The organism is Bacteroides acidifaciens, from assembly GCF_024623065.1.
Taxonomy (GTDB): Bacteria; Bacteroidota; Bacteroidia; order Bacteroidales; family Bacteroidaceae; genus Bacteroides; species Bacteroides acidifaciens.
Genome location: NZ_JANJZR010000005.1, coordinates 66,740 through 91,949, shown reverse-complemented (window position 1 = coordinate 91,949; position 25,210 = coordinate 66,740). Strand labels below are relative to the sequence as shown.

Here is a 25,210-nt window from a genome sequence, read left to right as displayed (position 1 = left end):
AAACTATGAGCAAAAAAAATATTATCACGATATTTCTATCGGCAATATGTACCTTGCCGCTTTGGGGAGGACAACAGTATTACGCTGTTCTGAAAGGTGACACGCTACGTATGGGCAATAACTGTATGGAACGTGTCATGCTGTGGAATAACGGTGCGCCTGTTACCATCAGCCTTACTGACAAGCAACACGGAAAAACCATTCCGGCACAGGGCAAACAACCCGATTTCTCGATTGTGAAAGGTATCCCTACGGATGCCACGCTGACCGTGAACGAGATACCGACGAACGGCATCCATGCCGGTTATCTGCAGGCTACCGTGGCTTGCACCATCGGTTCGCTGAATATAGAGCGCCGCTATCGCATTTACGCAGACTGTCCCGCCATTGCTTGCGACACCTATCTGAAAGGGCAAGTGGAACTTTACCTGAATAAGGAGGACAACCGCTCTAACGCCGACCGCAAAAATATAGAGCACACGGCCGATATGGCTACGGGGGTGAGAACTCCCACGCTCGACAGGCTGCAACTGTCCGGCAATCATTGGAGTGCCCGCACAATAGAGTTTTTCGACTACACCGATTGGAACGACAATCTGGTGACCGGGCGTACCTGGCTTCCTTACCGTCGCAATACGTATCGTGGTAATTTGCTTTTTGCTCATGACGTCACTACGCGTCAAGGCTTCTTTTTTTTGAAAGAGGCTCCCAGCAGCAGTACCCAATTGCATTATCCGGGCTCTGACTTCGTGGCGGACTTTAGTGATTTTATGGTAGTGGGGCTGGGCATTGCGTCTCATGATGTAAAGCCGGATAGCTGGACCCGCGTTTATGGATGCGTCACCGGCATCTATACCGGCGGCGAGCAAGAAGCGCTTACTGCCCTGCGCCTCTATCAGAAACAACTGCGCCACCACACCGCCGCACAGGATGAGATGATTATGCTCAATACCTGGGGCGACCGTAGCCAGGATGCCCGAATAGATGAGGCTTTCTGCCTGGCAGAATTGGACCGTGCCGCACGTATGGGCATCACCCTCTTTCAGCTGGACGATGGCTGGCAGAGCGGAAAAAGCCCTAACTCGAAGACTGCCGGAGGTAGTTTTAAGGATATTTGGAAGAATGCCGGTTACTGGACGCCTAATCCCACGAAATTCCCTCATGGACTGAAACCTATTGTAGAGAAAGGCAAGAAGTTGGGTATTCGCATCGGATTGTGGTTCAATCCCAGCATACAGAATGATTTTGCCGATTGGCAAAAAGATGCGCAGGCCATTATCGGACTTTATAAGAAGTACGGCATCTGCTGTTTCAAGATAGACGGCCTGCAGATACCTACCAAGACAGCCGAACAGAATCTGCGCCGACTGTTTGATACTGTGTTGGAGCAGACCAACCATGAAGTGATTTTCAACCTCGATGCCACTGCCGGTCGTCGCGGCGGGTATCACTATATGAACGAGTATGGCAACATCTTCCTGGAAAACCGCTATACCGACTGGGGCAACTATTACCCTTATCGCACCTTGCGCAACCTCTGGATGCTGTCTCGCTATGTACCGGCGGAGAAGATGCAGATAGAGTTTCTTAATAAATGGCGCAATGCCGACAAGTATGACGCTGCCGACCCTTTTGCCCCCGCCCGTTACAGTTTCGATTACCTCTTTGCCATCACCTTGGCGGCACAGCCGTTGGCTTGGATGGAAGCTTCGAACTTGCCCGAGGAGGCTTATGCTACGGCATCTCTGCTCAAGAAGTACCAACCCTTGCAACTCCGGTTTCATCAAGGCGTCATATTGCCCGTTGGTGAAGAACCTTCGGGACGCTCGTGGACCGGATTCCAATCGATCGTCTCCGGCACGCAAGGCTATCTTGTGGTTTACCGCGAAGATAACGAGCAAGCCAGGGGGACTATTGACACTTGGCTTCCTGAGGGCAAGAAGGTTACTTTTACCCCTGTGATGGGAAGTGGCGGGAAGTTTGCCGCAAAAGTCGGCACACAGGGCAGAGTAAGTTTCGAGCTGAATGACAAGAACTCTTTCGCACTCTATCAATACGAAGTAAAACCATAAAAAAAGGCGGCTATCTGCTTTTTACGTTAATGACGAATGATGTGTTAACTTCTGATTTACAGGGTGCTACGATGCGTGGAGAGAAGCATTAATGCCTCTGCTGTTGGATGTTAATAGTTGAGTTGTCAGGTATTAATAGTTGGGCGGATAGGTATTAATAGTTGAGACAATGGGTATTAACAGCTGATAAATGGAATATTAATATAGTAATGACAAATGAAATAAAATAGGGAACTATGATAAAAAGTGTACGTTTTCTTCTTCTCCTGATAGCATTTGTCTCCATGCAGATAGTTGCATGGGGACAGCCACAGGAAAGACTGGTTCAAGTGCGGGTCACTCCCGACCACACCAATTGGCTGTATAAACCGGGAGAAAAAGTGAAATTCAAGGTGGCGGTATTGAAATGCAATATCCCGCAGGATAATCTGGAAGTGCGCTATGAGATTTCGGAAGACATGATGAAACCTCATCAGACAGGCAAACAGCCTTTGAAGAATGAAAAGCTTGAAATTAACGCAGGTACCATGAAAAAAGAAGGGTTCCTGCGTTGTCGCGCTTTCGTCACTTGCCAAGGGCGTGAGTATGAAGGTGTGGCTACTGTCGGCTTTTCTCCCGAGAAATTGCAACCGGTTACTTCGTTGCCTGCCGACTTTCTGGAATTTTGGAAGACCACCAAAGAAACCGCAGAAAAGTGGGCACTGGAACCCATAATGACTTTACTGCCGGAAAGGTGTACGGATAAAGTGAACGTATATCATGTCTCTTTCGCGAACAATGACTATGCGTCCCGTATGTACGGCATCCTTTGTGTCCCGAAGGCTTCCGGGAGATATCCGGCCATTCTGAAAGTGCCGGGCGCAGGCATCCGTTCCTATAACGGAGAGGCCGAGCGTGCCGGAAAGGGGTTCATCATATTGGAAATCGGTATTCACGGCATTCCGGTCAATATGGAGGGGGATGTCTATCACCGCCTTTATAACGGAGCTTTGAAGAATTACCACTCGTTCAATATGGACAATCGGGACAAGTACTACTACAAGCGGGTCTATACAGGTTGTGTGAGAGCCATTGATTTCATTTACACACTTCCCCAATTTAATGGCAATCTGGCGACCTTCGGTGGAAGCCAGGGCGGTGCGCTTTCCATTGTAATTGCCGGACTGGATGCTCGTGTCAAAGGATTGGTTGCTTTCTATCCGGCCTTGTGCGATGTGGCGGGTTATGCCCACGGTCGTGCGGGCGGTTGGCCGCATATGTTGAAGGATGAGAAGAACCGGACACCGGAAAAGATGAAAACCATTCAGTATTTTGATGTAGTCAACTTTGCCCGTCAGGTTAAAGTGCCGGGATTCTATACTTTTGGCTATAATGATATGGTTTGTCCGCCTACCACCACTTACTCCGCTTACAACGTCATTAATGCTCCGAAAGAACTGTTTGTAGCTGAGACGACCGCCCATTATGCCTATGCCGAACAGTGGAGTGCAGCTTGGAACTGGGTAATGAATTTCCTGAAAGATAAACCGAAAAACGAATAATATACTAATACACCATAAACTAATAGATAAATGAAAACAGGTAAGAAATTAAACCTCTGTCTATTGTTGCTGATTGCTTTTGCCGGAAGCGTTGCGGCACAAGAGCTGATAACGAATGTATATGGCCGTGACATCCATTCGCTGAATGGTAAATGGAATGCCATCATCGACCTGTACGACCAGGGACAACGGATGAAAATCTATGAGAACCGGCAACCGGAAGGAAATATTGATTTCTACGAATACGCGTTCGAAGGCGGGTTGCGTCTTAACGTTCCGGGAGATTGGAACTCCCAGTCGCCCGAACTGAAATATTACGAAGGCACTGTATGGTATGCCCGTCACTTTGATGCCAAACGCTTGGCAGACAAACGCCAGTTCCTTTATTTCGGCGCTGTCAGCTATCGTAGCAAAGTCTACCTGAACGGAAAAGAGATAGCAGAGCACGAAGGCGGTTTCACCCCTTTTCAAGTGGAAGTGACACACCTGTTGAAAGACGGTGACAACTTCCTGGCGGTAGAAGTGAACAACCGCCGCACCAAAGACGCCATTCCCGCTATGGCATTCGACTGGTGGAACTATGGCGGCATCACAAGAGATGTGCTGCTGGTGAAAACTCCCCGGACATTTATAGAAGATTATTTCGTCCAACTGGATAAAAACGCTCCCGACCGCATCATCGCCCGTGTGCGTCTTTCTGATAAAAAAGCAGGTGAGAAAGTGACGGTTGCCATCCCTGAACTCAAAATCAACGCGGAGCTTACCACCGATGCAGAAGGAAAGGCGGAAACCGTATTGAACGCGAAGAAGCTGCAACGCTGGTCGCCGGAAGAACCGAAACTCTATGATGTGACTGTGTCTTCAAATACCGACCGTGTGGAAGAGCAAATCGGCTTCCGCAACATCACCGTGAAAGGAACTGATATTTACCTGAACGGGAAGCCGGCATTTATGTGCTGTATCTCTTTTCATGAAGAAATCCCGCAACGTATGGGGCGCGCTTTCTCGGAAGCCGATGCAGCCATGCTGCTGAATGAAGCGAAAGCGCTTGGCGTGAACATGATTCGCCTGGCTCATTATCCACAAAATGAATACACAGTACGCCTGGCAGAAAAGATGGGCTTCCTTCTCTGGCAGGAGATTCCCATTTGGCAAGGCATTGACTTTACAGACAATGATACCCGTAAGAAAGCGCAGAGGATGCTCTCTGAAATGATTAAGCGCGACCAGAACCGCTGCGCAGTAGGTTATTGGGGCGTTGCCAATGAAACACAACCTTCCAAAGAACGGAACGAATTTCTTACTTCCCTGCTCGAAACGGGAAAACAACTGGACACTACCCGTCTGTATGTTGCCGCTTTCGACCTCGTGCGCTTCAACAGTGAGAAGCAGCGTTTTGTAATGGAAGATTCTTTCACTTCCCGACTGGACGTCGTAGCTGTCAATAAATATATGGGCTGGTATCATCCGTGGCCTGTGGAGCCGAAAGACGCCATATGGGAAGTAGTGACGGACAAACCGCTGATTATCTCGGAATTTGGCGGCGAAGCATTGTATGGTCAGTCCGGTGATGAGAACGTAGTCAGCTCTTGGAGTGAAGAATACCAGGCACGTCTGTATAGAGACAATATCCGTATGTTCGACAATATCCCGAACCTGCGTGGCGTATCGCCCTGGATTCTGTTCGACTTCCGTTCCCCGTTCCGTTTCCACCCGACTAATCAGGATGGTTGGAACCGCAAAGGCCTCATATCCGACCAAGGTATGCGTAAGAAAGCGTGGTATTTGATGAGAGATTATTACATGAAAAAGAGAAACAATAACTAATAGTAGATGACTATGAAAACCATAAAATGGAACAATAACTTCCTGTTGGCAGGATTATTATTTATAGTGTCACTCCTCTCTGTCGGAGGAGTATTGGTATCCTGCTCCGAGTCGGAGAAGATAGTGACGCAGATTGAAGAGAAAATCGTCTATGTGGACGGCAAATGGATGGTGGTAGCTTCCAATGAAGTTACCGTCACCACAGGCGAAACGGTTACATTGAATGTATCGGTAGGCGGTGACGAGAATCTGAAGCCTGAATATACCTGTACTTCCGAAAATCCAAACATAGCTGGCGTAGCGGTAGATGCAGACGGTAGGCATGTCACAATCACAGGTGTATCTGCCGGAAACACGTCCGTCACTATCGAATGTCCTACAGATACCAAACCGCTTGTTGCCACGATTCCCGTTACGGTGGAGCAAGGGGCAATCCGGATTCTTGCCATCGGCAACAGCTTCTCCCAAGACGCGGTGGAGCAATACCTGTATGAATTGGGCGCAGCCGCAGGACATGATTTTATTATTGGCAATATGTATATCGGCGGATGCGATTTGGACAGGCATCTGGCTAATTTACAGTCGGATGCCGAGGCATATGAATACCGTAAAGTGGTAGATGGCGAGAAGGTGCTGAAAAACAAATATAAGCTGTCTCAGGCATTGGCCGATGAAAGTTGGGATTATATCAGCTTGCAGCAGGCGAGCGGAAAATCCGGTAAATATGATACGTACACAGCGCTTGCCGATTTGATTGCCGGTATACAGGCGCGTTGTCCGCAGGCTAAATTGATGTGGCACCAGACTTGGGCATACGCTTCCAGTTCCACTCATGAAAGTTTCCCGGATTATGACAGCAACCAGATGACTATGTACAATGCCATTGTGTCTGCTGCCCGACAAGCGGTGACGAATCATACGGCACTGAACCTGCTGATTCCTTCGGGCACTGCTATCCAGAATGCCCGTACCTCTTTCTTGGGTGATGCGTTCAATCGCGACGGCTATCATCTGGAGGTTACTTACGGCCGATATACCGCTGCCTGCACCTGGTTTGAGATGATTACAGGACAAAACGTTGTCGGCAACCCGTATGCTCCCGAAACGATTGACCCGCAGGTGGTGAAGATGGCACAAAATGCGGCTCATTACGCTGTGCAGAAACCCGATGAAGTGACTGATATGGTTAACTTCAAGGAACCGGAAATAGCTGGCACCGACTTGAAAGCTCCCGTCTATATTGATTTCGGCCCGACTTCACTCTCTGCCACTCCGTGGAATAATATAACCTCGCATCAGGAAAGTTCAACTTCAAGCTGGATAAAAGATGCGGAAAACAATTATACGAATATTGGCGTCAGAGTGCTTGGCGGATTTACCGCGACTCATGCCGGAGTCGGTTCCGAACCGGCCAGCCCGGTGACGGTGGATGGCGTGGAATTTCCGCTGACTGCATGGAAAGACGGTTTGTTGGTGGGAGGAGAGAAAAATAAGGGTGATGTAGGCCCGGGAAGAATAGAAATCTCTCAACTGGATGCAGCCCGGAAATATAATTTTATGATTTTAGCCATCCGTTTCAATGGAAGCAAAGACGCCCGTATCTCTTCTTACAAATTGGTAGGTAAAACGGAGAGTGAGGTTAAAAAAGTGAAGACAGGCATCAAGGATGTTGCCGCATTTAATGCCGCAATTTTCGAGGAATACATTGCCAAGTTTGAGAATATAGAACCGGATTCGGAAGGCAAGGTCATTGTCGAGGTGAAAGGGATTGATACCGGTTTGGCCGCGGAAGGACACATCAATGCACTATGCATCAGTCCGGTGAAATAAAGTCTGTTTTTTATCATATTGATTATAATGAAGCAATATAGAAATGTAGTGATTGGTATGTTCATACTGCTCCTTCTTGCCGGAGGAGCGTATGCGCAGCAGAAAACGGTCAGGATACTTGCCATCGGCAACAGCTTCTCGCAGGATGCCGTGGAGCAATATCTGCATGAACTGGCGGAAGCCGAAGGCATTTCAACCATCATCGGCAATATGTTTATCGGCGGCTGTTCGCTGGAACGTCATGTGAAAAATGCCCGTGACAATGCTCTCGCCTATGCCTACCGGAAAATCGGTACGGATGGAAAGAAACGGGAAAAGGGCAAGATGTCTTTGGAAGCGGTGCTGGTAGATGAAGACTGGGATTACGTCAGCCTGCAACAGGCAAGTCCTTTTTCGGGAATGTATGAGACGTATGAAGCCTCTCTGCCGGAACTTATAGAATATGTAAAAGCGCGTCTTCCAAAGAAAACAAAGCTGATGCTGCACCAAACCTGGGCATATGCGTCTACTTCCAAGCATAGTGGTTTTAAAAACTACAACTGCAATCAACTCACCATGTATCAGGCCATTACCGATGCTGTGAAGAAGGCGGCTAAGGTGAACAGGATAAAGATTGTCATCCCTTCGGGCACTGCCATACAGAACGCCCGTACCTCTTTCATCGGCGACCATCTGAATCGGGACGGCTATCATCTGGATGTGAAGGTAGGCCGATATACCGCTGCCTGCACTTGGTTCGAACGCATCTTCAAACATAATGTAGTCGGGAATCCTTATGCCCCGGAAGGGCTGGATGAGGCACGGAAAACTGTTGCCCAGCAAGCTGCCCATGCGGCTGTAAAGCATCCGTATAAGGTAACCGACCTGTCTATTGCTAACTAACCGACGAAAATACAAATGAGAAAAAGAGTATTAGTTTATGGCTTGTGTTTGCTGGGTATGGTATGTACCCTTTCGGCAAAGGATAAAAAAGGGGAGGCACTGTATAAAGATGCAAAGGCTCCGATTGAGAAACGTGTAGACGACCTCTTGTCCCGCATGACTTTGGAAGAGAAAGTGATGCAGTTGAACCAATATACCTTGGGACGGAACAACAATGTGAATAATGTAGGCGAAGAGGTAAAGAAAGTACCGGCGGAAATCGGTTCTCTGATTTACTTCGAAGCAACTCCCGAACTGCGTAATAATATGCAGAAGAAAGCGATGGAAGAATCCCGTCTGGGTATTCCTATTATTTTCGGTTATGATGCCATTCACGGATTCCGTACCGTGTATCCTATCTCGTTGGCGCAGGCTTGTTCCTGGAACCCGGATTTGGTGGAGCAGGCGTGTGCCGTATCCGCGCAGGAAGCCCGTATGTCGGGAGTGGATTGGACGTTCTCGCCGATGATTGACGTGGCGCGTGACCCTCGTTGGGGACGTGTGGCGGAAGGTTATGGTGAAGACCCTTATGCGAACGGAGTGTTCGGCGCAGCTTCCGTCAGAGGGTATCAAGGTGATGATATGTCGGCAGAAAACCGTGTGGCAGCTTGTCTGAAACATTATGTAGGCTACGGGGCATCCGAAGCCGGACGTGACTATGTATATACCGAAATCTCCCGGCAAACTCTTTGGGACACTTATCTGCTTCCTTATGAAATGGGTGTGAAAGCCGGTGCGGCAACTCTGATGAGTTCTTTTAATGATATCAGCGGTGTACCGGGTTCGGCAAACCCTTATACGATGACCGAGATATTAAAGAACCGTTGGCGGCATGACGGTTTTATCGTTTCCGACTGGGGAGCTATCGAACAGTTGAAAAACCAGGGATTGGCGGCAACTAAAAAGGAAGCCGCCCGGTATGCATTTACCGCCGGTCTTGAGATGGATATGATGTCTCATGCTTATGACCGTCATTTGAAGGAGTTGGTAGAAGAAGGCAAGGTATCAATGGCTCAAGTGGATGAGGCTGTCCGCCGTGTCTTGCTTCTGAAATTCCGTCTTGGCTTGTTCGAACGTCCTTATACTCCCGTTACAACTGAGAAAGAACGTTTCTTCCGTCCCCAAAGCATGGACATTGCCGCCCGGCTTGCGGCAGAATCCATGGTATTGCTGAAAAACGAAAACAACGTTTTACCGCTGACGGATAAAAAGAAGATTGCCGTGATAGGTCCTATGGCAAAAAATGGCTGGGACTTGTTAGGCTCCTGGCGTGGTCACGGAAAGGATACGGATGTGGCAATGCTTTATGACGGTCTGGCCGCTGAATTTGCAGGAAAAGCCGAACTGCGTTACGCATTAGGTTGCAATACACAAGGAGATAATCGCGAAGGATTTGCAGAAGCATTGGACGCTGCACGCTGGTCTGATGTTGTTGTTCTTTGCTTGGGCGAAATGATGACTTGGAGCGGTGAGAATGCTTCCCGTTCTTCCATCGCACTACCGCAGATGCAGGAAGAACTGGCAAAAGAACTGAAGAAAGCCGGCAAGCCTGTCGTACTGGTATTGGTCAACGGTCGTCCGTTGGAACTGAACCGTCTGGAACCGGTCGCTGATGCCATATTGGAAATCTGGCAGCCGGGTGTGAATGGTGCGCTTCCGATGGCGGGAATATTGTCAGGACGTATTAATCCTTCCGGCAAACTTGCCATGACCTTTCCTTACTCCACAGGACAGATTCCTATCTATTACAACCGTCGCAAGAGCGGTCGCGGACATCAGGGGTTTTATAAAGATATCACAAGCGAACCGTTATATCCGTTCGGTCACGGACTGAGCTACACAGAATTCAAGTATGGCACTGTTACCCCTTCTGCCACTAAAGTGAAGCGTGGCGAGAAGCTCTCGGCTGAAGTGACTGTCACCAACATCGGCGCCCGCGACGGAGCAGAGACAGTCCATTGGTTTATCTCCGACCCGTATTGCTCGATTACCCGTCCGGTGAAAGAACTGAAACATTTTGAGAAACAATTTATCAAAGCCGGAGAAACGAAGACTTTCCGTTTCGATATCGATCTGGAACGTGATTTCGGATTTGTCAATGAGGACGGCAGACGATTCCTCGAAACCGGAGAATACAATATTCACGTACTGGGACAGACCGTTAAAATAGAATTGATAGACTAAAACACATGACCATCATGAAAAAGAAAACAGGCATTATCGGTCTATGTATGCTCGCATGCAGCATCCTGACCCATGCACAGACAATTACTCCTCAAGTAGAACAACGTGCGAAGGAGATTGTATCAAAAATGACTTTGCAAGAGAAAATAGAGTATATCTCCGGATATACGAGTTTTTCCCTGCGTGCCATTCCCCGTTTGGGAATCCCTGAAATACGTCTTGCTGACGGCCCGCAGGGAATCCGTAACCATGCTCCTAAAAGCACCCTTTATCCGTCCGGCATCCTTTCCGCTTCTACCTGGAATCGTGACTTGCTTTATAAATTGGGTCAAGGCCTGGGACAGGATGCCAAAGCTCGTGGGGTAAGTATTCTGCTTGGTCCGGGCGTGAATATCTATCGTGCTCCGTTGTGCGGCCGTAACTTTGAATATTTCGGTGAAGACCCTTACCTGACTGGTGAGACTGCCAAGCAATATATCTTGGGCGTGCAATCGGAAGGAGTCATTGCGACCATCAAGCACTTTGCCGGTAACAACCAGGAATGGAGCCGCCACCATGCCAGCTCTGACATAGACGAGCGTACTTTGCACGAGATTTATTTTCCGGCTTTCCGCAAGGCTGTACAGGAAGCGAACGTGAGTGCTGTGATGAACAGCTACAATCTGTTGAACGGTGTCCATGCGACCGAACACAAATGGCTGAATATTGATGTCTTGCGCAATCTTTGGGGCTTCAAGGGTATTCTGATGTCGGACTGGACCTCGGTATATTCCGCCATCGGCGCAGCTAACGCGGGACTTGACCTCGAAATGCCCAAAGGGCGTTTCATGAATGCCGACAACCTTATCCCCGCCATCAAAACGGGCACGGTGACCGAAGAAACCATCAACCTGAAAGTGCAGCATATCTTGCAGACACTGATTGCTTATGGAATGTTGGATAAGGAACAGAAAGACAGTAATATTCCGTTGGATAATCCATTCTCCCGCCAGACAGCTTTAGAGTTGGCACGCGAAGGTGTAGTATTGTTGAAGAATGAAGCAAACCTGCTCCCGCTGAAAGGAAAAACAGCCGTAATGGGTCCTAATGCAGATTTGATACCTACCGGTGGCGGCAGTGGTTTTGTCACTCCTTTTTCTACCGTCTCAGTGGCTCAAGGCTTGAAGGAACAGAAGAAAAAGAATCTGGTATTATTGACGGATGATGTGATTTATGAAGATATTGTAAATGAGTTTTATACTGACGCTAATCGTCAGGTGAAAGGCTTCAAGGCTGAATACTTCAAGAACAAGACGCTTTTGGGACAGCCGGAAGTTGTACGCACGGAATCATCAGTTGATTATGATTGGGGCTATGGCGCACCGTTGGACGGTTTTCCGACGGATGCCTTTTCAGTCCGTTGGACAGCCTGTTATGTCCCACAGGCAGACGGCCAGTTGAAACTCCACATCGGTGGTGATGACGGTTACCGCCTGTTTGTGAACGACAAGCATATTACTGGCGACTGGGGAAATCATTCCTACTCCAGCCGTGAAGTTGAGCTGCCGGTTGAGGGCGGTAAGGAATACCGTTTCCGGATTGAATTCTTTGATAATATTTCTTCGGCCATCATCCGTTTCAACGCTTATAGCCTTAATGAGGCCAAACTTCGTCAAGGACTGGCCAAAGTGGACAATGTAGTGTTCTGCACAGGCTTCAACAGTAACACGGAAGGCGAAGGCTTTGACCGTCCGTTTGCTTTGCTCCGCTATCAGGAACTGTTTATCAAGAAGATTGCGGCTATGCATCCCAATGTCGTGGTTGTACTGAACGCCGGTGGCGGTGTGGACTTCACCAACTGGTATGATGCAGCGAAAGCTATTCTTATGGCCTGGTATCCGGGACAGGAAGGCGGGCGGGCGATTGCTGAAATCCTGACCGGTAAGATTTCTCCAAGCGGCAAGCTACCGATTTCTATCGAACGGAAATGGGAAGATAATCCGGTGCATGATAGCTATTATGAGAACCTGAAAGCGGAAATTAAGCGTGTCGATTACTCCGAAGGTGTCTTTGTCGGTTATCGTGGATACGACCGTTCGGGAAAAGCGCCTTTCTATCCGTTTGGCTACGGTTTGTCTTATACTACTTTCGCTTATAGCAATATGGCTGCGGAGAAAACGGGTGAGCATCAGGTGACCGTTAGCTTTGATATCGAGAATACAGGTAAGATGGATGCTTCGGAAGTGGCACAGGTGTATGTGCATGATGTACACTCCTCTGTCCCCCGTCCTCAGAAAGAACTGAAAGGATATGAAAAGGTCTTCTTGAAGAAAGGGGAGAAGAAGCGGGTTTCTGTTGTGTTGGATGAGGATGCATTCTCTTTTTACGATATGAATCAACACCGCTTTGTAGTGGAAAAAGGCGAGTTTGAGATTCTTGCCGGTCCGGCTTCCAATCGTTTGCCTCTGAAAGTTACGGTTGGATGGTAGTATGCGATTTCTGCACAGATGGCATAATAATGAGTTATTAGTACTAGAATTGACCAAGATAAGTATTACACTCAGTGGAATGATGTAGGAGACTTGAGTAAGTTCAGTATATGGTTCTGTTTACTTCGGTACGCTAATAAATTATTAATTGATGTTTCCTGCTTTCACAATTGAACATGATTAGTAAAGCTATTTCGTAATTAGTTTCAAACCGAGAAACGGATGGTTTCACTGGGAGGTTGGGGAGAATACTAAGAAGTAGATTACCTGTCCTTATACTTATCCAAAGATATAGTAATGAGTTTCAAAGTATAAAAAAGATGGAGAAAGGGAACTGAGCCTCTTTCTCCATCTTTTATTTTATTGTAGACAGTGAATTACTTCACTTCCCAAGTCTCATTAGTCATCAACAGCTCCTGGAAATTGTGATATTTCTTCTTGCCTTTGATTTCTTCGATTTGTTCAACGACAGCATCATTGTAAGTCGGAGCGTCTACATCACGGATTACGCCGAGTGCAATCGGGAAGTCGGGACCTTCCATCAAAGCCAGTTTCAGTTGAAGCGTATTGTCTTGGCAGTGTGCGTCGTGGATAAGGATATCCTTTTCTGTGATACCGTTCTCACCCAGTTTCACTACTTTCAGCCCGAAGCCTTCCTGCATCAATCCGAATTCCTTGTTTTCGCCAAACAACATCGGTTTGCCATGTTCCAGATAGATAGCATTCTTGGCGCGTCCTTCTTTGGTGGCAACGCTGGCGTGAGTTCCGTCGTTGAAGATAACGCAATTTTGCAGAACTTCTACAACAGAAGCACCTTTATGGTTGGCTGCTGCTTTTAATACTTCTACCGAAGCGGCACCATCAACGGCTACGCAACGCGCAAAGAAACGTCCGCGGGCGCCGAACGTCAGTTCTGCCGGTCGGAAGGGATCTTCCACGGTGCCATAAGGCGAAGATTTGCTTACGAATCCGCGTATAGATGTCGGTGAATACTGCCCTTTGGTCAATCCGTAGATACGGTTGTTCAATAGAATCATATTCAGGTCGATGTTGCGGCGCACAGCATGGATGAAATGGTTACCGCCGATTGCCAGACCGTCACCGTCACCGGAAATCTGCCAGATAGTCAAATTCGGATTAGCTACTTTAGCTCCTGTTGCAATAGCGGCTGCACGTCCGTGGATGGTGTGGAAACCGTATGTATTTACATAATAGGGCAGACGGGAAGAACAACCGATACCCGAAATGACGGCAATATCGTGCGGAGCTGTTCCCAGTTCGGCCATGGCTTTGTGCAGTGAATTCAGGAAAGCGTGGTCACCGCATCCCGGACACCAGCGAGGCTGACCTGCTTTATAATCTTGTACGGTATATACTTTATCGCTCATCTTTTATTCCTCCAATAATTTAGTGAATGCATCTATCAATTCTCTCGTGACGAAAGGCTGTCCTTTCACTTGGTTGAACTGGCTGATGTTCAATCCGGGCACTTTCATGCGCAAGTAACCTGCAAATTGTCCCAGATTCTGTTCAGCTACCACGATTTTCTTATATTTACGCAACACATCGGCAGTGTTCTTCGGCAGCGGGTTGATGTATTGGAAGTGAGCGAAAGCCACTTTCTTTCCATGTTCGCGCATATAGTCCATAGCCAGACGGAGATGTCCGTAGGTACCGCCCCAACCGACAATCAGCAAGTCCGCGCCCTCGTCACCCAACACTTCGAGTTCGGGAATATAGTCTGCAATCTTGTCCACTTTGGCTTGGCGAAGGTGAACCATCTTGTTGTGGTTTTCGGGTTCGGTAGAGATAGCGCCTGTTTCGTTGCTCTTTTCAAGACCACCGATACGATGCATGAAACCTTCTGTTCCCGGAGTAGCCCAATAGCGTACGCCTGTTTCTTCATTGCGTTGATAAGGAGTCCAGTTGCTTGCCATGTCCGGAGTTACATACGGAGGATTGATGGCTGGATATTCGTCCAGATTAGGAAGTTTCCATGCGGCAGAACCGTTAGCTACGAAAGCATCAGTCAGCAATACAACCGGAGTCATGTGTTCCAGGGCAATCTTACATGCCATATAGGCGGCATCAAAACAGTTGGTCGGTGATGTTGCGGCGATTACAGGCATCGGGCTTTCGCCGTTGCGTCCGTAAAGGGCCTGCAATAAGTCGGTCTGTTCCGATTTAGTAGGAAGACCGGTAGACGGACCGCCACGCTGTACATTGACAATCACTAATGGAAGCTCGCCGATGACAGCAAGGTTCATCGCCTCACTCTTCAGGCAAACACCCGGACCGGAAGTTGTAGTCACTGCCAAAGCACCGGCAAAAGCGGCACCGACAGCGGATGCACAACCTGCGATTTCATCTTCGCACTGTACGGTTTTTACTCCCAATGATTTATGTTTGGCTAATTCGTGCAGAATATCGGTAGCCGGAGTGATAGGGTAGGAACCCAGATAGAGTTCCAGTCTTGCTTTCTCGGCAGCGGCAATCAATCCGTAGGCAGTTGCCTTGTTACCATTAATATCTGTATAAAGCCCTTTTGCTTTCGGAGCTTTGCTTTCAATTTTATAAGTAGAGACAGAAGCGTGCGTGTTGGCTCCGTAGTTGAAACCATCGTTCAATATCTTGATATTAGCTTCTGCAATTTCGGGTTTCTTGGCGAATTTTTCACGCAGCATTTTCTCAGCTGCGGCAAGATTGCGATTGAACAACCAGCAAACCAATCCGAGCGCAAACATATTTTTGCAACGGAGTACCGATTTATTGTCCAGTCCCGAGTCTTTCAGGCTTTCTTTGCACATGGAAGAGATGGGCACTTCGAGTACTTCCTGCTTGATGCCTAGTTCTTCAAAAGGATTGTTGGTTTTAAATTGTGCCTTTTCCAAATCTTTGGCTTCGAACGAGTCGGAGTCGGTGATGATAAGTCCTTGCGGTTTACAGAATTTGATTTGTGTCTTCAGTGCGGAAGGGTTCATTGCTACCAATACGTGGCAACGGTCTCCGGGAGTGTAAACTTGTCCAGCACCGATGTGTACCTGGAAACCGGAAACACCGGTCAGCGAACCTTGTGGGGCGCGGATGTCTGCCGGGTAGTCGGGGAATGTACAGATGTCATTTCCCACTGTAGCCGACACGTTCGAGAAGATGTTGCCGGCCAGCTGCATGCCATCGCCGGAGTCGCCGGAGAAACGTACTACGACTTCCTCCAATTCTTTAACCATCATTTCGTCTGCCATAATTTTAATTACTATATTTAATTTAAAAACTGTTTTTTACTTTCAATTTGTGAGCGTAAAGGTCGGAAAGTCAAACGAATTATCAAAATAAAACGTACTTTATTGTTCTATTGACGCCGATTATTTGAAATATCCGAAAGGAACCTGCATTTTTATTCTTGTTAAATCGACAGAAACCGTTATCTTTGCAAACAAATTTGAAACGGCCTTGTAGTTCAACGGATAGAATAGAAGTTTCCTAAACGTATGTTCTTCCAAACAATGGCAAAGGTAGTAAAATTTAGATTTATAGTAAATAAGAAAAGGAAGTTATAACGATAATTATTACATAAGGCTCTGTAGTTCAACGGATAGAACAAGAATTTCCTAAATTTTAGATAGGGGTTCGATTCCCCTCGGAGCTACTTTTCAAGTCCATTCCATTACGGGGTGGACTTCTTTTTTTACAGCATTTACAGCAAAAAATAGGTATATTTGCGGATAAAAGTTCTACTATAGTTCTACAAAGATTATGGCTACATTCAAAGCAGAGGTGTACGCTCACCAAAAAAGGGCTGACGGCACATATAATATAAAGATAAGGGTTATACACCAAAAGAGGAAAAAGTACATCCCGACCACTTATTACGTGACAAAGGATGATTTGACACGCACGACTTTCAAATTGAAAAACCAAAAGTACATAGATGCCACCGATGATATGATAAAGAAATACCGTTCCATTTGTGACCGCATGGGGGAACGGCTTAAATCCATGACCGTTGAGCAGGTGGTAGATGCAATCACTAACGACAATGGGGAACACTTCGATTTGGATATAGTGGCTTATGCCCGTCAATACATATTGCACTTAAAGGAAACCGGGCATACAGGCAATGCGCTTTCTTACCAAGTAGCTATTAACAACCTTGTACGCTTTGTTGGCAGGGATAGCGTGAGCATAAAAGAAATCACGGTTAAGTTTATCAATGATTGGATAAAGTGGATAAAAGAGAATCCGGCACGTTCCAAACCCGAAGCCAATCACGGAGAAAGGGCACAGAGCCTATATATATCCCAGCTAAGAGCCATACACAACCGAGCAAAGAAAGAGTTTAACGATGAGGATGCCGGGCTGATACGCATTCCCTATTCTCCTTTTAAGAGGGTGGAAATTCCAAAAGTTCCAGTTACAAGAAAAAGGGCTATTTCTACGGATTTACTTCGTAAATTTTCGGAGCTGCCTTATTCTTTGATTATGCAACCGGGGACAAACAGGTACAATCTCGCAAAGGATGTCTTTCTTTTGAGTTTCTGCCTAATCGGAATGAATGCGGTAGATTTGTACACTTGTACGGATTTGAAGAAAGGACGAATTACATACCAACGGACAAAAACAAAGAATCGGAGAGCCGACAAAGCGGAAATATCTGTGAGGATAGAGCCGGAACTAAAAGCCCTTATGAAAAAATATAAAGACCATACCGGGCAAAGGGTCTTTAATTTCTACAAGCTGTATTCAAGCGTGGATAGCTTTACGGCTGCAATTAACAAGGGTTTGAAAAAGATTGGTGATGATTTGGGAATAGATGATTTGGAGTTTTACGCAGCCCGCCATACATGGGCAACCATTGCAAGCAATGAAGCCGGAGTAGATAAATACACCGTTCACACAGCTCTTAACCACGTGGACGAAAATATGAGAGTGACGGATATTTATATTGCGAAATCGTGGGACAGCATAGATGCTGCCAACCGTAAGGTATTGGATTATGTCAAGCTATCTTTGGATGATGTAACAGAAAAGAAGTATATACCCAAAAATAAGCGTGTTTTGCCTAAGCAAAATTTGTAAGCTGTTATAGTTCAGTGATTTACAAGCCTATTTTTGCTTAGGCAAAATTTTAATAGGTGTTTATCTATCCTCTAAATCTGTATTATCTCTGATAATCAGATAGTTGCAAATTTTGCCTAAGCAAATTGCCTAAGCAAAATGATTTTGCCTAAGCAAAAATTATAATATTCTGATAATCAAATAAATAGTTGTTTTTAAGCCTAAAAATAGTGTTTTGCCTAAGCAAAATTTGCAAATGATTGAAATACAGTGTGTTATAAGCGTTATTTTGCCTAAGCAAAAATATAGCCTTTTTGCGTTTGCCTAAGCAAAATTTGTAAGCTGTTATAGTTCAGTGATTTACAAGCCTATTTTTGCTTAGGCAAAATTTTATGCAAGTTATAAGGGATAATATATACTAATATATAATATTATATAGTTAATTAAGAGTAAATATATGAAATAGGGGTGTGGGGGAAGAACAAAAAAAGGCGATGCTGATTGCACCGCCTCTATGTATCAAAAATCATCACTTACATTCATTACCTTGTTGATGGAACTATTTATTTCAGTGACTTTATCACCAAATCCTTTTAGGATGTAATCTAAATAAGAAATAATAATCTCATTTTCTTTTATCCACTTCTCCCGGTATTTAATTTCTTTTTTCCCCTTTTTTGAATTACTGTCAAATGTCAGTATCTTTTCTTTGTACTCTTTATTTTGGCTAATGTATTTTTCTCGTACGCTTATGATGTTATCATAACCCCATGAAGTTTCTTTTTTAAAATCATATTCAGATAATTTGGTAATCATCTCTAACTCTTCAATCATACTTTCTAAAGAACTTGTGGGAAGATATTCAGTTTCGACATTTCTATCAGGCTGTACACTTGATGTGAAGTTTGAGAATATAATGCGGTATTTGTTTTCCCGACAATCAATTTTCACATTCATGTTAACTCTGATTTTAGAGTAGCTGTTTACTCCATTTTTTTTAGATAGGTATGAAGATACTTTTAGAATGGTTGTCCCGCTTTCTTTATCGCTTGTGTCAATAGACGAATCCCACTCTGTGGTGTTAGTACTCGCCCACTGTTGGGCATTTAAAAACAAATAATCTTTTGAACCCTTAACCTCTGTTATGTATTCAGTTTTAGCCCCAATTTCACTATACGTGTTTTGAGCAAAGGAATTTCCTGTTATCAAAGCTATCAGGCAAAGCATTAGCAAAGTTTTCATAAGTGTGTATTTAACGGTTGTACTTAGCAAGCTACTGTAATACACACGAAAGCGTGGGATTACTCCGAGGATTAAGAGGTACGACCAAGCACCTAACAGCCCATACAAGAGTAATGCCCACGCAAAGCGCAGGCATTAGCAAATTGTCTGAGGGCTGTTTCTGAAATTTGGTCGTTTTCTTAATCCCTACAACAATAGCCAATGCTATTTAGTGATATTTTAATTCAGCAGCAAATATAGTGTATTATTTGTTATAAAAATAGTCTTGCAGTGTTATATTTATAATGACGTATCAAAAATATATAGGTTTTTGTTTCCAAATAAGCGGGGATTTTGTACCTTTGTAGAAAATAGTAGTTTATATGGGTAATTGGAGCGTACAACAAGAAGCTAAGAAAGAAGTCAAGGAGAAAGATAAAGTGAGGCGTGAAAAACTTGCTGGATTCTTTTTTAACTTGGCGCAACTCACATTTGCGGGTTTGGTTCTTGGTGGAATAACTCCGATATATGCCAATGTGGAAGCTGGTATAAACTGGTATGTTTTGACAGCAGGGAGTGTTTGGACTATAATGCTTGCTAAAGTAGGAAATACAATTTTAAAATAATAGATATGGAAATGTTAGGAGCTATCTTTACCGTTGGAATAGTTGTGACGGGTGCATTTATGATTTGGCTAAGAACAAAATCTGGCAAGAAATGGCTTGCTAATTTGTGATATGGAATATTTGTAAGAAATAGCCCCATGCAGACTAATAATGTTTGCATGGGGCTATTTTTGTTCTTCAAACATTCTTCCAAATCCAGTAAGCAGCCATTTGGCACTTACTCCATACTCCTTAACCATAGGATACAACCAAGATAATTGAAACCATCCACGCTCCAAGTCTTTTCTTTGCGCAATAAAATTTCTTCTATCTATGTTGTTGAGCCTACAGTATGTATTTACTCCTCTTATTTTCTTCATGGCTATAATGGCATCCAGCGCACTATAGAACCTTTCCATTATTTGCTTGCTTATAACGGTATTCATTGCGATATATGGCTCTTCAAGTTCTCTATATCGGATTTTAGCAACTCCAATTCACCTGTAGGCTCATTGGTTATTATAGCCGTAGTAATAGCGTTGGATATTTCCCTTTGCGCATCTAATACCCTATCGGGGTTTACCCGGTTAATTAAAAGAACTTCTTTGTAGAGGTTTATAACCATTCTGTAATACTTTTCCATATCAATACTTTCTTTGCTTTAAACCAAACACTATACGGCATTGGCACATCCGGCAGGATTCTCCATTTGGGCACTTCCCTTTTTAAGTTCCTCTATTTCGTTTTGCAATCTGCCTATCAATCTATTCAACCGTTCTATTTCCTTATCTTTTTCTACTAACATTCCATAAGGTGCAATTAGCTTGTCATTCATCATCTTTACGACTTGTCTTGAAAAAGCGTCAGCACCAGCAAACATGAAATCTTCGGGAGTGACTTCTTTTAATATCGTATTTTGCTTTGGTGATATATCCGAATAATACTTTGAAATATCACCGAATTTAGACTGCAATATATCCAATTTCTCTTTTGAGATTGGTTTAATTCCGTTTTCTATATTTGAAATATAGTTCTGTTTGCACATTAATAGCTCTGCTAACTCCTTTTGAGTAAGTTTTCTATCAATTCTAAAACTCTTTAAATCAAATCGTTGCATATAAATGGAATATTTTTAATAGAAAATATATCCAAAAAGTTTTGTTATATTCGGATATATAGCCTATATTTGTTGCGTAATTAAATAAATGACATTACAAATATAGCCAAAAAGCGTGTTTGTAGAACATATAAATTAGAGAAAATGAAAAAAGTAACCCCAAAAGACTATCAGTCTTTTATTCAGATTTACAAAGGATTGCCTGAAAGGAGTGCTGTAAAAGCTCCAAAAACTGAGTTTGTGGAGGAAATAGCGGCTCTGTGTATGTGTAGTACCAAGACGGTACGAATGTGGATTCATGGCGTACAAAAGCCGGATGCCCTCAAACAAAAGATGATTAGTGATAAACTGGGCGTTCCAGCCGATATTTTATTTCCTGTTACAGAATGAAAGCTATAGAGTTCTACACAACCCCGGAGGGTGAAGTTACTATGCGCCCTATCGGAGAAGCCGAAAGGCAGTTGAAAGAAACTGATACCGACTTTATCCAAGCTTTCTTGGCTATACTGAGGGAGTTTTATCCCGAAGCATACGATGCGCTTATGGATATATACTCTAAAAATTCAAACAACAAGAGGTATCGGGATTTCATAGCGGTGCGTAGATTCATTAAATGCAACTTCGGTCTGTATGACAACATGATTGATGTAGATGAGAATTGGAACTTTAATTTTGAGTTTGTAGGTTGTCCATTACGTGGAGAATGCAAACATGATAAAGTTATTTGCGCTCCTAAATTCAACTCTAAGTTGTCCGATAGGCAAATAGAAGTTATGCGAATGCTCTATGATGGGAAAAACGATTCAGAAATAGCCGAAAAGCTGTTTATCTCTTTAAATACCGTGAACAACCATAGAAAAAACAGTTTCCGAAAGGTTGGAGTACATTCAATGGCTGAATTTATGCGGTATGCTATGACTAACAATCTTTTCAAATAACAAATGCAACACCGATGAAAGGAGAAACTTTAGCAAACCTTATCCAATGTGGCGTTACGCTACTTCTTGGCATTATTGCCCTTGCTGGGGCATTGTTCTGTAATGCCTCATTTCACTTCTTTACCGCTATGGCTTGTTTTTGGCTGGCATGGGTTTTCTATACCGACAATGAGTATGGGATAGTAAGTGTTAGAGAATATTTTAAGAACCGCTACAAAAAGGACTGACTTATGGCAATTCAGATGGAACTATACGAGTTAAAGAATCTCTGTATGGAAATGGCTTCTTTGGGTGCTGCCAACTATGTAAAACAGACTATCCCGGCAAAAGACCTCATTTCACAACGTGAAGCATACAGATTGTTTCAAGAGTGCCGGGTGAAACGCTGGCAAAAAGACGGCAGAGTTTCTACTATCCGTGGCGGTAGCTCTATACATTCCAAAGTATTGTATTCACGTGCCGAACTTATGGCAGTAGATAAATCAGAGAAAATCAACTCTATAATTAATAAGTGATATGCGAACAATCAAATTAAAATCATTATCCCTTGTGAATTTTAAGGGAATCAGAAGCCTAAATATCGGTTTCTCCGATGCGGAAACGCTGGTTGCTGGAGAAAATGGTACGGGCAAAACAACTGTGTTCGATTCATTCCTTTGGCTTCTTTTTGGAAAAGACAGTACGGGACGGTCGGATAGTAATTTCAACATTAAAACGTTGGATTCGGACGGCAAGCCTATTTTGCACCTTGAACACTCCGTTACTGGTGTACTATCAGTGGATGGCAAGACGGTAACACTGCAACGCTGCTATGTGGAAAACTGGGTCAAGCCACGTGGAACTACGGAAGAAAGCCTAAAGAATCATGCAACAGAGTTCTATTTGAACGGTGTTAAGTTGGCTACCAAAAAGGAGTATGATAGTGAAGTAGCTGCCATCATCCCGGAAGATGTTTTCCGAATGATAACCAACCCTTTCTACTTTACATCAATGAAGCCGGAAGCGCAAAAAGAAATCCTTTTGGATATGGTAGGAACGCTTACCGACCAAGACGTAGCGCAGACCAAGCCCGAATATTTGGAGTTGCTGGCTCAGTTGTCCGGCAGGAGCATCGCCCAATACGCCAAAGAGGTAGCCGCCAAGAAAAAGGCTTGCAAAGATGAATTGTCAGTTATTCCCTCTCAGATAGAAACGGCTCGTAAACTTATGCCGGAGGAAGAGGATTGGGTAGCCATTGATAGTGAGATTGAGGATAAAAATGCCCGTATTCAGCAGATAGAGGAACAAATTGCCGACAAATCAAAGCTGAATGAGCAGGAATATCAACGTAAGGCTTTTATCCAAAAGCAAATAGGTGAAAAACGCCTACAACTCAATAGTAGAATGAATGAAATCGCTACAGAAGCTAACAAAGGTCGCAATGAGGCATCTTTGAAGCTGAACGAATTGGAATATTCGTTGCGTACTGAAAAAGCCTCTTTAGACAGAAAAAGGCAATCGGTTGCGGATATGGATATTGAGATAGAAAAGCTTAATACCAAATTGTCCGCATTGCGTGGTGAATTTTCATTTATCAGCAAGGAGGAACTTACCTATAATGAGGGTGAATTTATTTGCCCCACTTGCAAACGTCCTTTGGAAATTGAGGATATAGAAGCCAAGCAGCGTGAAATGCAAGCCAATTTCAACGCTAATAAGGCGGCACGTCTGAAAGCGAATAAAGAGGCTGGCATGGCTAAAAAGCAACGGCTTGAAGAAATGCAAGGGCTTAAAGACCGTACCAATGCCGAAATCGAGGAGCTGGAACAAAAGATAGAGCGTATCAATGCCGATATTCAACAAGCAAAGGCTTCTATCCCCGAGGCGCAAAACGTGGAAGCAATGATAGCATCCGACCAAATTTACATTGACATCAAGAACGAGATTGTAGAACTTGAAAATCAGCTCAAAGTGGATGCAAAGATTGTGGACGTGTCGGAACTGCAATCGGAGAAAAGAACTTTGAATGAAGCCGTGCAAGGTTTATACAAGCGTTTGGCAAACCGTGAACAAATCGGCAGGGCTGAAAAGGAAATCGCTTCTTTGGAAGAAAAGCGCATTGCCAACAATCAAAAGTTGGCAGACCTTGAAAAATGGGAGTTTACGGCACTCCAATTCCAAAAGGATAAGGATGCGGAGCTGTTGAAACGCATTAACGGAATGTTCAGATATGTATCATTCTCCTTTGTGAACGAACAACTGAACGGAGGCGAAAAACTTACGTGTGTATGCACCGTGAACGGTACACCTTTCCTTGACGTGAACAATGCCGGACAAATCAATGCCGGAATAGATATAATCAATGCCATTTGCACGGCAAAGGGGGTATCTGCACCGATTTTCGTTGATAATGCGGAAAGCGTGAATCAAATAATCCCATCACTCAGTCAGATTATCCGGCTGGTGGTAACTACGGACAAAGAACTAACCATTAAATAAATGCGATTATGACACAGCAAGCGACTACAGCCATACAACAGGCTGCAAATGGTGGGCAGGTAGCTACTCAAAGAAAGCCTGTAGATATTCTTAAAAGCATAATGAATGCCGAAAGCGTACAAGAACAATTCAAAAATGCGCTTGGTAAAAATTCGGAAACATTCGTAGCCTCTGTAATTGACCTATACAACGGAGATAGCAATCTGCAACTATGTAATCCTAAACAGGTGGTAATGGAAGCATTCAAAGCTGCCACGTTACATTTGCCAATAAACAAGGCTTTGGGCTATGCTTTCATTATCCCGTTCAAAAACTCCAAAAAGGATGAAAAGGGCAACTGGATTAAAGTGTATGAGCCGACTTTTCAAATGGGCTATAAGGGTTATATTCAGCTTGCCATGCGCACGGGACAATACCGTACCATCAATGCGGATGTGGTGTATGATGGTGAGTTGCGCAAGGTAAACAAACTGACCGGGGAAATAGCCTTTGACGGTGAAAGGAAAAGCGATAAGGTGATAGGCTATTTCTGTTACTTTGAACTTATGAACGGCTTTAGCAAGACTTTGTACATGACAGTGGAGCAAATGGCAAACCATGCAAAGCGATACAGTAAAGCCATCACAAGCGATAAGGATGTAACGGTTGAAAAGTTGCTGAATTTGGCTAATTTGCCCGTTTCTCTCGATAGCAACAAGGTTGGTTGGATGGGTAACTTTCACGGAATGGCACAAAAAACCGTTATCCGTAATTTACTGAGTAAATATGGCTATTTGTCCGTAGAAATGCAAAATGCCATCACCAATGACTACGAGGGTGACGAAACTTCACAGCGTGAAATATTGACCGACAATTACGCAAACAAACAGTTGATTGATGCGGAAGATGTGAGCTTTGAAAGCGTGTCAAGCGAGCAACAAATGGAAACTATTGACCCCGGATATTGATAGCGT

General features: G+C 44.6%; 21 protein-coding genes and 1 tRNA gene. 16 read left to right on the top strand and 6 right to left on the bottom strand.

Going from position 1 to position 25,210, the window contains the following annotated elements; translation table 11 throughout:
* Positions 1–5 precede the first annotated feature (5 nt).
* The 7 genes from NSB03_RS02635 to NSB03_RS02605 all read left to right on the top strand — a co-directional run bounded on the left by NSB03_RS02635 (position 6) and on the right by NSB03_RS02605 (position 12,843).
* Positions 6–2,072 carry an alpha-galactosidase gene (locus NSB03_RS02635; protein WP_257466193.1) on the top strand — a complete coding sequence of 689 codons (2,067 nt, stop codon included), beginning with the start codon at positions 6–8 and terminating at the stop codon, positions 2,070–2,072.
* 236 nt (positions 2,073–2,308) lie between these two features.
* Positions 2,309–3,613, top strand: coding sequence for an acetylxylan esterase (locus NSB03_RS02630; RefSeq protein WP_024986380.1), 1,305 nt, complete (start codon positions 2,309–2,311; stop codon positions 3,611–3,613).
* A gap of 30 nt (positions 3,614–3,643) precedes the next feature.
* A complete protein-coding gene (locus tag NSB03_RS02625) occupies positions 3,644–5,440 on the top strand; it encodes a glycoside hydrolase family 2 protein (RefSeq protein ID WP_024986379.1) in 1,797 nt (598 codons plus the stop codon).
* 6 nt (positions 5,441–5,446) lie between these two features.
* On the top strand, positions 5,447–7,270 hold the full coding sequence (locus tag NSB03_RS02620; protein WP_024986378.1) for a DUF4886 domain-containing protein: 1,824 nt from the start codon (positions 5,447–5,449) through the stop codon (positions 7,268–7,270).
* Positions 7,271–7,297: 27 nt separating this feature from the next.
* Positions 7,298–8,152, top strand: coding sequence for a DUF4886 domain-containing protein (locus NSB03_RS02615; protein ID WP_242357756.1), 855 nt, complete (start codon positions 7,298–7,300; stop codon positions 8,150–8,152).
* A gap of 15 nt (positions 8,153–8,167) precedes the next feature.
* Positions 8,168–10,375 (top strand): glycoside hydrolase family 3 N-terminal domain-containing protein, encoded by a 2,208-nt coding sequence (locus NSB03_RS02610; protein WP_024986377.1) that lies wholly within the window; start codon positions 8,168–8,170, stop codon positions 10,373–10,375.
* 14 nt (positions 10,376–10,389) lie between these two features.
* Positions 10,390–12,843 (top strand): beta-glucosidase, encoded by a 2,454-nt coding sequence (locus NSB03_RS02605; protein WP_257466191.1) that lies wholly within the window; start codon positions 10,390–10,392, stop codon positions 12,841–12,843.
* Positions 12,844–13,220: 377 nt separating this feature from the next.
* Here NSB03_RS02605 and NSB03_RS02600 read toward each other — a convergent pair whose 3' ends face one another.
* Together NSB03_RS02600 and NSB03_RS02595 are read right to left on the bottom strand one after the other, a co-directional pair.
* Positions 13,221–14,231, bottom strand: a complete 1,011-nt coding sequence (locus tag NSB03_RS02600; RefSeq protein WP_024986376.1) for a 2-oxoacid:ferredoxin oxidoreductase subunit beta — start codon at positions 14,229–14,231, stop codon at positions 13,221–13,223.
* Between the two features lie 3 nt (positions 14,232–14,234).
* Positions 14,235–16,085 (bottom strand): 2-oxoacid:acceptor oxidoreductase subunit alpha, encoded by a 1,851-nt coding sequence (locus tag NSB03_RS02595; protein ID WP_024986375.1) that lies wholly within the window; start codon positions 16,083–16,085, stop codon positions 14,235–14,237.
* Positions 16,086–16,417: 332 nt separating this feature from the next.
* On the opposite strand from NSB03_RS02595, the gene NSB03_RS02590 reads away from it, so the two are divergent.
* Positions 16,418–16,489, top strand: a tRNA-Arg gene (locus NSB03_RS02590).
* Between the two features lie 107 nt (positions 16,490–16,596).
* Positions 16,597–17,919, top strand: a complete 1,323-nt coding sequence (locus NSB03_RS02585; RefSeq protein WP_005655495.1) for a phage integrase SAM-like domain-containing protein — start codon at positions 16,597–16,599, stop codon at positions 17,917–17,919.
* A 498-nt stretch (positions 17,920–18,417) separates the two neighbouring features.
* On the opposite strand, the gene NSB03_RS02580 is transcribed toward NSB03_RS02585, so the two are convergent.
* Positions 18,418–19,140, bottom strand: a complete 723-nt coding sequence (locus NSB03_RS02580) for a DUF4468 domain-containing protein (protein WP_005655493.1) — start codon at positions 19,138–19,140, stop codon at positions 18,418–18,420.
* Positions 19,141–19,502: 362 nt separating this feature from the next.
* On the opposite strand from NSB03_RS02580, the gene NSB03_RS02575 reads away from it, so the two are divergent.
* A complete protein-coding gene (locus NSB03_RS02575) occupies positions 19,503–19,745 on the top strand; it encodes a DUF6722 family protein (RefSeq protein ID WP_005655492.1) in 243 nt (80 codons plus the stop codon).
* Between the two features lie 164 nt (positions 19,746–19,909).
* On the opposite strand, the gene NSB03_RS02570 is transcribed toward NSB03_RS02575, so the two are convergent.
* From NSB03_RS02570 to NSB03_RS02560, 3 genes are read right to left on the bottom strand one after another with little or no spacing between them, the layout of a single operon-like run.
* A complete protein-coding gene (locus NSB03_RS02570) occupies positions 19,910–20,170 on the bottom strand; it encodes a hypothetical protein (protein ID WP_005655489.1) in 261 nt (86 codons plus the stop codon).
* Positions 20,167–20,367: a hypothetical protein gene (locus NSB03_RS02565; protein ID WP_005650570.1), complete on the bottom strand. Its 201-nt coding sequence runs from the start codon at positions 20,365–20,367 to the stop codon at positions 20,167–20,169. Before NSB03_RS02565 ends, NSB03_RS02570 begins: the two co-directional genes overlap by 4 nt.
* Before the next feature lie 30 nt (positions 20,368–20,397).
* Positions 20,398–20,841, bottom strand: a complete 444-nt coding sequence (locus NSB03_RS02560; protein ID WP_005655487.1) for a helix-turn-helix domain-containing protein — start codon at positions 20,839–20,841, stop codon at positions 20,398–20,400.
* Positions 20,842–20,985: 144 nt separating this feature from the next.
* On the opposite strand from NSB03_RS02560, the gene NSB03_RS02555 reads away from it, so the two are divergent.
* The 6 genes from NSB03_RS02555 to NSB03_RS02530 are packed head-to-tail and all read left to right on the top strand — an operon-like array spanning position 20,986 to position 25,204.
* Positions 20,986–21,231, top strand: a complete 246-nt coding sequence (locus NSB03_RS02555) for a hypothetical protein (protein WP_024986373.1) — start codon at positions 20,986–20,988, stop codon at positions 21,229–21,231.
* Positions 21,228–21,779: a helix-turn-helix domain-containing protein gene (locus NSB03_RS02550; protein WP_005655483.1), complete on the top strand. Its 552-nt coding sequence runs from the start codon at positions 21,228–21,230 to the stop codon at positions 21,777–21,779. The genes NSB03_RS02555 and NSB03_RS02550 overlap by 4 nt, the downstream gene beginning before the upstream one ends.
* Before the next feature lie 14 nt (positions 21,780–21,793).
* Complete coding sequence (locus NSB03_RS02545) at positions 21,794–22,006, top strand: hypothetical protein (protein WP_008642482.1); 213 nt, start codon at positions 21,794–21,796, stop codon at positions 22,004–22,006.
* Positions 22,007–22,009: 3 nt separating this feature from the next.
* Positions 22,010–22,294 (top strand): hypothetical protein, encoded by a 285-nt coding sequence (locus NSB03_RS02540; protein ID WP_005655479.1) that lies wholly within the window; start codon positions 22,010–22,012, stop codon positions 22,292–22,294.
* Position 22,295: 1 nt separating this feature from the next.
* Positions 22,296–24,257 carry an AAA family ATPase gene (locus NSB03_RS02535; protein WP_032530963.1) on the top strand — a complete coding sequence of 654 codons (1,962 nt, stop codon included), beginning with the start codon at positions 22,296–22,298 and terminating at the stop codon, positions 24,255–24,257.
* Between the two features lie 8 nt (positions 24,258–24,265).
* On the top strand, positions 24,266–25,204 hold the full coding sequence (locus NSB03_RS02530; RefSeq protein ID WP_024986372.1) for a recombinase RecT: 939 nt from the start codon (positions 24,266–24,268) through the stop codon (positions 25,202–25,204).
* The last annotated feature ends 6 nt before the right edge of the window (positions 25,205–25,210 follow it).

Excerpts from the sequence above, each read along its gene's own strand:
- NSB03_RS02635 (WP_257466193.1), top strand. The coding sequence starts at position 6 with ATGAGCAAAAAAAATATTATCACGATATTTCTATCGGCAATATGTACC.
- NSB03_RS02630 (WP_024986380.1), top strand. The coding sequence starts at position 2,309 with ATGATAAAAAGTGTACGTTTTCTTCTTCTCCTGATAGCATTTGTCTCC.
- NSB03_RS02625 (WP_024986379.1), top strand. The coding sequence starts at position 3,644 with ATGAAAACAGGTAAGAAATTAAACCTCTGTCTATTGTTGCTGATTGCT.
- NSB03_RS02620 (WP_024986378.1), top strand. The coding sequence starts at position 5,447 with ATGACTATGAAAACCATAAAATGGAACAATAACTTCCTGTTGGCAGGA.
- NSB03_RS02615 (WP_242357756.1), top strand. The coding sequence starts at position 7,298 with ATGAAGCAATATAGAAATGTAGTGATTGGTATGTTCATACTGCTCCTT.
- NSB03_RS02610 (WP_024986377.1), top strand. The coding sequence starts at position 8,168 with ATGAGAAAAAGAGTATTAGTTTATGGCTTGTGTTTGCTGGGTATGGTA.
- NSB03_RS02605 (WP_257466191.1), top strand. The coding sequence starts at position 10,390 with ATGAAAAAGAAAACAGGCATTATCGGTCTATGTATGCTCGCATGCAGC.
- NSB03_RS02600 (WP_024986376.1), bottom strand. The coding sequence starts at position 14,231 with ATGAGCGATAAAGTATATACCGTACAAGATTATAAAGCAGGTCAGCCT.
- NSB03_RS02595 (WP_024986375.1), bottom strand. The coding sequence starts at position 16,085 with ATGGCAGACGAAATGATGGTTAAAGAATTGGAGGAAGTCGTAGTACGT.
- NSB03_RS02585 (WP_005655495.1), top strand. The coding sequence starts at position 16,597 with ATGGCTACATTCAAAGCAGAGGTGTACGCTCACCAAAAAAGGGCTGAC.
- NSB03_RS02580 (WP_005655493.1), bottom strand. The coding sequence starts at position 19,140 with ATGAAAACTTTGCTAATGCTTTGCCTGATAGCTTTGATAACAGGAAAT.
- NSB03_RS02575 (WP_005655492.1), top strand. The coding sequence starts at position 19,503 with ATGGGTAATTGGAGCGTACAACAAGAAGCTAAGAAAGAAGTCAAGGAG.
- NSB03_RS02570 (WP_005655489.1), bottom strand. The coding sequence starts at position 20,170 with ATGAATACCGTTATAAGCAAGCAAATAATGGAAAGGTTCTATAGTGCG.
- NSB03_RS02565 (WP_005650570.1), bottom strand. The coding sequence starts at position 20,367 with ATGGAAAAGTATTACAGAATGGTTATAAACCTCTACAAAGAAGTTCTT.
- NSB03_RS02560 (WP_005655487.1), bottom strand. The coding sequence starts at position 20,841 with ATGCAACGATTTGATTTAAAGAGTTTTAGAATTGATAGAAAACTTACT.
- NSB03_RS02555 (WP_024986373.1), top strand. The coding sequence starts at position 20,986 with ATGAAAAAAGTAACCCCAAAAGACTATCAGTCTTTTATTCAGATTTAC.
- NSB03_RS02550 (WP_005655483.1), top strand. The coding sequence starts at position 21,228 with ATGAAAGCTATAGAGTTCTACACAACCCCGGAGGGTGAAGTTACTATG.
- NSB03_RS02545 (WP_008642482.1), top strand. The coding sequence starts at position 21,794 with ATGAAAGGAGAAACTTTAGCAAACCTTATCCAATGTGGCGTTACGCTA.
- NSB03_RS02540 (WP_005655479.1), top strand. The coding sequence starts at position 22,010 with ATGGCAATTCAGATGGAACTATACGAGTTAAAGAATCTCTGTATGGAA.
- NSB03_RS02535 (WP_032530963.1), top strand. The coding sequence starts at position 22,296 with ATGCGAACAATCAAATTAAAATCATTATCCCTTGTGAATTTTAAGGGA.
- NSB03_RS02530 (WP_024986372.1), top strand. The coding sequence starts at position 24,266 with ATGACACAGCAAGCGACTACAGCCATACAACAGGCTGCAAATGGTGGG.